Here is a 7,381-nt window from a genome sequence, read left to right on the forward strand (position 1 = left end):
GTATCGCTTCGCGACCCCCTCCGTCTCGATGCGTATTCGCATCGATCCACCTCCCCCTAGTGGGGAGGAGGAAAAACGCGCTTAAGCCGCTTCGCTGATCACGGTCGGGAACACGTCGTCCATGCGCAGATAGGTGATCAGGCGGTTTTCCATCGAGATGATCGCCTGGATGTAGCGCAGTTCCTCGACGCCGACGTCCGGGGCCGGCTGCAGGCTATCGCGCGGCACGGTGAAGGTTTCCGACACGGCGTCGACCAGGATGCCGGCCAGGCGGTCGCGGCACTCGACGACCACGATCACGTGGCGGGTCTCGGGGGTGGTGAAGCCCAGGCCCAGGCGGTTGCGCAGGTCGATGACCGGCATGATCGCGCCGCGCAGGTTGATGACGCCGCGCATGTAGGACGGGGCGTGCGGGATCGGGGTGGCCGGAGTCCAGCCGCGGATTTCACGCACCGTCTTCACGTCGATGCAGAATTCCTGCTCGCCGATGCAGAACGAGATCAGCTCCAGCGCGGGCGCGGTGGTGTCGGTCATGGCGAAAAATCCCCCGGTCGAATGAGCCGGTCGAGGCCGCGTCGTCGCGCTTCGACCGATCCCTACAAGAGCCCGCGCCGCCTTTAACAAGCGTTAAGGCTGAGGTGCGGAAGGGCGCGGTCGAATGTCGCGGGAAGCGGGTTTGAAATGCGGTGAGTTGCTCAAGCACAAACAACCATCCCCAAACCCGTGTCATCCCGGCCGGAGCGCGTAGCGCGGAGAGCCGGGACCCAGGGGTCAACGCAGTGCGGTTGCCCCTGGGTCCCGGACAGCCTCTGCGAGGCTTCCGGGATGACACGGGTTTGGGGAAAGAGAACTTCGCCGTCGCCCCCTACGGCTCCGACAACCCCTCATCCCCGTCGTCGGACAGGTTGAACTCGTACCAGACGCCGTTCAGCACGCCGAAGACGACGGCCAGGCCCAGGCCCAGGATCCAGGTGAAGTACCACATGGCTCGTACTCCTCAGTACAGGTCGGGGTTGGTGGTCAGGGCGCCGGTGGTGCTGCGGCCCCACAGCACCCGGTAGACCCAGGCGGTGTAGAGGATGATCAGCGGCAGGAAGATCGCCGTGACGATCAGCATGACGAACAGGGTCAGGTGGGTCGACGAGGCGTTCCAGACCGTCAGGCTGGAGCGCGGGTCGAAGCTGCTGGGCAGGATGAACGGGAACATCGACAGGCCCACCGTCCCGACGATCCCGGCCGTCGAGATCGAGGAGCCGCCGAACGCCATCCAGGCCTTGTTCCAGCGCATGCCGACCAGGGCCAGAGCCGCGCCGACGAAGCCCATGACGGGGGCGATGATCATCCAGCCGTGGCGGCCGTAATTGTCGAGCCAGGCGCCGGGCGCGCGCACCGCCGGGGCCCCGCGCAGCGGGTTGGACGGACCAGCCGCATCGGCCAGGCCCTCGATCCGGAAGCCGAGACCGCCAAACGCCACCCAGAAGCCGCCGGCCGCGAACAGCACGATGCTGGCGAGGCCCGCGATCTCGCCGATGCGGCGGGCCCGCTCGGTGACCGGGCCCTCCTCGGCCTTGACCGTCAGCCAGGCCGCGCCGTGCAGCACCAGCATGGCCACCGACAGCAAGCCGCACAGCAGGGCGAACGGCGAGAAGAGGCCGATGAACGAGCCCTCGTAGAAGGCGCGCAGGTCGCTATCCAGCCGGAACGGCGCGCCCTGCAGCACATTGCCCAGGGCCACGCCGAAGCACAGCACCGGCACGAAGCCGCTGACGAACAGACCCCAGTCCCAGAACGCCCGCCAGCGCGGGTGGGGCCGCTTGGACCGGTACTTGAAGCTGACCGGCCGCATGATCATCGCCGCCAGCACCACGAACAGCGCCAGGTAAAAGCCCGAAAAGGCGATGGCGTAGGCGAACGGCCAGGCCGCGAACAGCCCGGCGCCGGCGACGATGAACCAGACCTGGTTGCCTTCCCAGGTGGCGCCGAGGGTGTTGATCACCATCCGCCGCTCGGAGTCGTCCTTGGCCACGAACGGCAGCAGGGCGCCGACGCCCATGTCGTAGCCGTCGGTCAGGGCGAAGGCGATCAGCAGGATGCCGATCAGGGCCCACCAGATGACGCGGAGGGTGGCGTAGTCGACGGGGAGTTCCATCATGAGATCTCCTTAAGCGGTCATCGGCTCGGGCTCGGGCGACGCGCCGTCCGGGACGGGGTCGTGCTGAGCGAACGGGCCCTTCTTGATGGCGCGCAGGATCAGGCCGACCTCGACCACGGCCAGCGCGCCGTACAACAGGGTGAAGACCGCGATGCTGGTGATCAGCTGCGGCACGGAAAGGCTGGAGGCCGACAGGAAGGTCGGCAGCACGCCGTCCACCGCCCAGGGCTGGCGGCCCATCTCGGCCAGCACCCAGCCCAGCTCGGTCGAGATCCAGGGCAGCGGCAGGGCCGCCACGGCGATGACCAGGAACCACTTGGTGTCGTGCCGGCGCAGGGTGACCAGCAGGAAGGCGGTGGCGAACAGGGCGATCATCAGGAGCCCGATCCCGGCCATGATCCGGAAGCTCCAGAACATCACCGGCACGTTGGGCACCGAGTCCCAGGCGGCCTTCTTGATCAGGTCCGGCGAGGCCTGGCGCGGATCGGCGACATAGCGTTTCAGCAGCAGGGCGTAGCCCAGGTCGCGGCGGTGCTGCTCGAACGTGGCGCGGGCGGTCATGTCGGTCGGATTGACCTTCAAGGTCTCGACCGCGCCATAGGCGACCACGCCCGACTCGATGCGGTCCTCGGCCTTGGCGACCAGCTGGAAGATGCCCTCCACCGGCTTGTCGAAGCTGCGGGTGGCGATCAGGCCCAGCACATAGGGGATCTTGACCTCGTAGTGGGTCTTGCGGGCCTTGAGATCGGGAATGCCGAAGGCGGTCAGGCCGGCCGGGGCGGGCTCGGTCTCCCACATGGCTTCCAGCGCCGCGAGCTTCATTTTCTGGTTGTCGGTCAGGGCGTAGCCGCTCTCGTCGCCCAGCACGACGACCGACAGCGACGAGGCCAGGCCGAAGGCGGCGGCGACGGTCATCGACCGCTTGGCGACGCCGACGTACTTGCCCTTCAGCAGGTACCAGGCCGAGATCCCCAGCACGAACACCGAGGCGATCACGTAGCCGGCGCTGACCGTGTGGACGAACTTGGCCTGGGCCACCGGGTTGAACAGCACGTCGCGGAAGCTGGTGACCTCCATGCGCATGGTGTCGGGGTTGAACGCCGCGCCCATCGGGTTCTGCATCCAGCCGTTGGCGACCAGGATCCACAGGGCCGACAGGTTGGTGCCCAGGGCGACCAGGAAGGTCACGGCCAGGTGGCCGACGCGCGAAAGCTTGTCCCAGCCGAAGAACATCAGCCCGACGAAGGTGGCCTCCAGGAAGAAGGCCATCAGCCCTTCGATCGCCAGCGGGGCGCCGAAGATGTCGCCGACATAGTGCGAGTAGTAGGACCAGTTCATGCCGAACTGGAATTCCATGGTGAGACCGGTGGCCACGCCCAAGGCGAAGTTGATCCCGAACAGCACGCCCCAGAACCGGGTCGTGGTCCGCCAGATCGGCCGCTTGGTCATCACATAGATGCTCTCCATGATGACCAGCAGGAAGCTGAGCCCCAGGGTGAGCGGCACGAACAGGAAGTGGTAGAGAGCGGTCAACGCGAACTGGAGGCGTGACAGGTCGATGACGGCGGGGTCCATGGACAGCTCCGAGACGAACGGCCGATGATCACGCCGCTCGAGAGCCTAGCCCTAAACCGACCCGACCGTCCGGTCCTTGATCGGGATCAAGGCTTCCGGACGAAACCAACCTACACTCAACCCATGGGCGCCGGCATAGTACAGATCGACCGTTTCTCGGCGCCGAAGGCCTGGCTGGACCAAATCGGCCGAAACGCGGGCTCCGCCTCGGGCCGCGCCCGCCTGTTCACCCTGCTGGACGGCCTGGCCGCGATCGGCTTCGCGGCGGGGCTGGCGTTCGGGATCGACGCGATCGCCGAACGGCGCGGCGCGCTGGCGCTCACCCTTTGGCTGCTGCTCGCCGTCGTGGCCATGGTCTCGCGCGGCCTGCTGGCCCGGGCGGCGGGAACGGCCGGGGCCCAGGCCGCGGCTCACGCTAAGACTGGGGTGCGCGCCGACTTGGCCCGCGCGGTGTTCGGCGGCGCGCGACGCCCGGCCGGCGAAGCGACCACCGCCCTGGTCGAGGGGGTCGAGGCGCTGGACGGCCATGTCGCCCGTTTCCTGCCCGCCCGCCTGTCGGCCGCCGTCCTCCCGCTGCTCTTGATCGGCGTCGCCGCGATCGCCAGCCCGATCTGCGCGGCGATCCTGCTGGCGACCCTGGTTCCGTTCGTTGCCGCCATGGTCCTGGCGGGCGCGGCCGCCGCCGCCGAGAGCCGCGCCCAGTTCCTGGCCCTGGAGCGGCTGTCGGGCCTGTTCCTGGACCGGGTCCGCGCCCTGCCCGTGGTGCTGGCCTTCCAGGCCGAGGCGGCGACCACCGCCGCCCTGCGCCGCTCGGCCTCGGCGCTGGCCGAGCGCACCATCCGGGTGCTGCGCGTGGCGTTCATCTCCTCGGCGGCGCTGGAGTTTTTCGCGGCGCTGTCGGTGGCGCTGGTGGCGGTCTATTGCGGCTTCAACCTGCTGCGGCTGCTGCCGTTCCCGGTTCCCGAGACCCTGGATTTGAAGCGCGCCTTCTTCGTTCTGGCCCTGGCCCCGGAGGTCTACGCCCCGATGCGCCGCCTGGCCGCCGCCTATCACGACCGCCAGGCCGCCGAGGCCGCGGCCGCCAGCCTGTCGACCTTCGAAGCTCCCCAGGCGAGGGCGGCCACAGCGCCGCTCGTCAAGGCCCCGACCATCCGCTTCGAGGGCGTGAGCGTTCGCTATGCCGACGCCGACGCGCCGGCCTTGCAGGGCTTCGACTTGACCGCCGAAGCGGGAACCATCACCGCCCTGCTCGGCCCCAGCGGCGCGGGCAAGAGCTCGATCCTGAACCTGCTGTTGGACCTCGCGCCGCTGACCGAGGGTCGAATCCTGATCGACGGCGCCGAGCGCCCGGATCTCGCCCGCGACATCGCCTGGGCCGGCCAGTCGCCGCTGATCCTGCCCGCCTCGATCGCCGACAACATCGCCCTGGCGCGCCGGGACGCCACGCGGGCGCAGATCGAAGCGGCGGCCCAGACCGTCGGCCTCGTCCTCGATCGCCCCGGCGGCCTCGACTTCGTGCTCGACGAGCGCGGCTCGGGCCTGTCGGGCGGCGAGCGGCGGCGGCTGTCCCTGGCCCGCGCCCTGCTCAAGCCCGCCCCGATCCTACTGCTGGACGAGCCGACCGCCAATCTCGACGCGGCCGCGGAAGGCCAGCTGCTGGCCGCGATTCGCGTCGCCGCCAAGGGCCGCACCACCCTGATCGCCACCCATTCCGAGGCGGTCGCGGCCTTGGCGGATCAGGTGGTGAGGCTGTGAGCCCCTCCCCCCTCGACGCCCTGATCCGCGAGCAGAAGCGCCAGCGCGCCGACGCCTTGCGGCTGGCGCTGCTGAGCGCCGTCACCCTGGGCGCGGCCTCGACCCTGCTGCTGGGCCTGTCGGGCTGGTTCATCGTCGCCAGCGCCGTCGCCGGGGCGGCGGGCCTGGCGACCGCCCATACCTTCAACGTGCTGCTGCCCAGCGCCATGATCCGCCTGCTGGCCATCCTGCGCACCGCCGCCCGCTACGGCGAGCGCCTGTCGGGCCACGCCGCCGCCCTGCGCGCCCTGGCCGCCATCCGCCCGGCCGTGTTCGAGAGCCTGGCCGCCGCCCCGCCGGAACGCTCCCTGACCCTGTCGCGCGGCGAGGCCTCGGCCCGGCTGGTGCAGGACGTCGACGCGATCGAGACCCGCTTCGTCCGGCTCTCCGCCCCCTGGAGCGCCGTCGCCGGCCTCGGCTCGGGCGTCGCCCTGGCCGCCCTGGCCGGCTGGGCGTCCGCCGCCACCATCCTGGTCGCCGCCGGCCTGGCGATCGCCACGGCTCGAACCCTGGCCCGGCGCTTCTCGACCCCCGCCCGCGCCGCCGTCCAGGCCGGGATCGGGACCCTGAAGGAGACCACCGCCACCCTGGTCGCCGCCTCGGCCGAGCTGCGCGCCTACGGCCTGGAGGCCTGGGCCGGCGAGACCCTGAACACCAAGGCCGCCACGCTGGACGCCGCGCGGCTCGCGGCCGCCCGCGCCAACGGCCTGATCCTGGCCAGCCAAGCCGCGATCCTCGGCCTCGCGGTCGCCGCCGCCGTGGCCAGCGCCGCCCCGGTCGGCGCGGCCTTGGCGGCGCTGGCCGGCCTGGCCGCCGCCATGAGCATCGAGGCGCTTTCCGGCTTGGCCAACGCTTTCGACCAGGACGGCGCGGCGCGGGAAGCGCGCGAGCGGTTGGACGACGTGCTGCGTCATCGACCCAAGCCCGCCGAGGCTCCGCTTCACACCGCGCCCAGCCTGACGATCCTGGGCCGCACCCTCGCGCCCGGCGAACGCCTGGCCATCGTCGGCCCGTCCGGCTGCGGCAAGACCACCGCCATCGAGACCCTGCTGGGCCTGCGCGGTGAGGCCACCTCGCTGCCCCGCGCCGCGCTCGCCTGGCTGCCGCAGGACGCCGGCCTGATCGCCGGCACGGTGCGCGACAACCTGCGCCTGGCCGCGCCCAAGGCGACCGACGACCAGCTCTGGGCCGTCCTGGAAGACGCCGCCCTGGCCGACCGGGTCCGGGCCGCGCCGGAGGGCCTGTCCGCCTATCTCGGCGACGACGGCGAGCGCCTGTCCGGCGGCGAGCGCCGGCGGCTGGCCCTGGCCCGGGTCTATCTGCGCGACGCGCCGTGGCTGCTGCTGGACGAGCCGACCGAGGGCCTGGACGCCGCGACCGAGGCGTTGGTGGTGGCGCGGCTGGAGGCGCGGCTGGCGCGTACTGGCCAAGGCCTGGTGCTGGTCAGCCACCGCGCCGCGCCGGCGGCGGCGTGTAGCCACCGGATCGAAATGGCCATCCCCAATGACAAATCCCGTGTCATCCCGGCCGAAGCGTAGCGTAGAGCCGGGACCCAGGGGCGGCGCGCACCGCGTTCACGCACCCCCTGGGTCCCGGACAGCGCCTACGACGCTTCCGGGATGACACGGGTTTTGATGCTGAGGGAGGTTCCCCCTACCTCCAGTTCACCCGCAGATACGTCACGAACAATACCACGGCGAACGCCGTGAAGGCCGCGATCACCAGGCCCAGATACGCCATTTGCCCACTCGACATGAGGCTCTCCCTTGGATTGGAAAGCTTCAGCGTGGGACCTACGCAATGACCCCGCCTTGACCTGCCTCAAACGGCTGCCGCTATAAGGACCTCCCAAGTCTGGAG

6 protein-coding genes are annotated in these 7,381 nt (G+C 70.5%); 2 read left to right on the top strand and 4 right to left on the bottom strand.

The annotated features are described in order from the left end of the window. Positions 1-81: 81 nt before the first annotated feature. The 4 genes from AC1DSO_RS24145 to AC1DSO_RS24160 form a co-directional block, all read right to left on the bottom strand. Positions 82-534, bottom strand: a complete 453-nt coding sequence (locus AC1DSO_RS24145) for a chemotaxis protein CheW (protein WP_477071226.1) — start codon at positions 532-534, stop codon at positions 82-84. 331 nt (positions 535-865) lie between these two features. Beyond that, a complete protein-coding gene (gene cydX, locus AC1DSO_RS24150; protein WP_477071227.1) occupies positions 866-985 on the bottom strand; it encodes a cytochrome bd-I oxidase subunit CydX in 120 nt (39 codons plus the stop codon). A 12-nt stretch (positions 986-997) separates the two neighbouring features. Next, positions 998-2,149, bottom strand: a complete 1,152-nt coding sequence (gene cydB, locus AC1DSO_RS24155) for a cytochrome d ubiquinol oxidase subunit II (RefSeq protein ID WP_477071231.1) — start codon at positions 2,147-2,149, stop codon at positions 998-1,000. Between the two features lie 12 nt (positions 2,150-2,161). Beyond that, positions 2,162-3,727, bottom strand: coding sequence for a cytochrome ubiquinol oxidase subunit I (locus AC1DSO_RS24160; RefSeq protein ID WP_477071228.1), 1,566 nt, complete (start codon positions 3,725-3,727; stop codon positions 2,162-2,164). Positions 3,728-3,850: 123 nt separating this feature from the next. On the opposite strand from AC1DSO_RS24160, the gene cydD reads away from it, so the two are divergent. Continuing rightward, a complete protein-coding gene (cydD, locus tag AC1DSO_RS24165; protein WP_477071229.1) occupies positions 3,851-5,482 on the top strand; it encodes a thiol reductant ABC exporter subunit CydD in 1,632 nt (543 codons plus the stop codon). Then, positions 5,479-7,059, top strand: coding sequence for an amino acid ABC transporter ATP-binding/permease protein (locus AC1DSO_RS24170; RefSeq protein WP_477071230.1), 1,581 nt, complete (start codon positions 5,479-5,481; stop codon positions 7,057-7,059). The genes cydD and AC1DSO_RS24170 overlap by 4 nt, the downstream gene beginning before the upstream one ends. Positions 7,060-7,381 lie beyond the last annotated feature (322 nt).

The organism is Caulobacter sp. P4_E5 (assembly GCF_056401555.1).

Coding starts and splice junctions, on each gene's coding strand:
- AC1DSO_RS24145 (WP_477071226.1), bottom strand. CDS start 534: ATGACCGACACCACCGCGCCCGCGCTGGAGCTGATCTCGTTCTGCATC.
- cydX (WP_477071227.1), bottom strand. CDS start 985: ATGTGGTACTTCACCTGGATCCTGGGCCTGGGCCTGGCCGTCGTCTTC.
- cydB (WP_477071231.1), bottom strand. CDS start 2,149: ATGGAACTCCCCGTCGACTACGCCACCCTCCGCGTCATCTGGTGGGCC.
- AC1DSO_RS24160 (WP_477071228.1), bottom strand. CDS start 3,727: ATGGACCCCGCCGTCATCGACCTGTCACGCCTCCAGTTCGCGTTGACC.
- cydD (WP_477071229.1), top strand. CDS start 3,851: ATGGGCGCCGGCATAGTACAGATCGACCGTTTCTCGGCGCCGAAGGCC.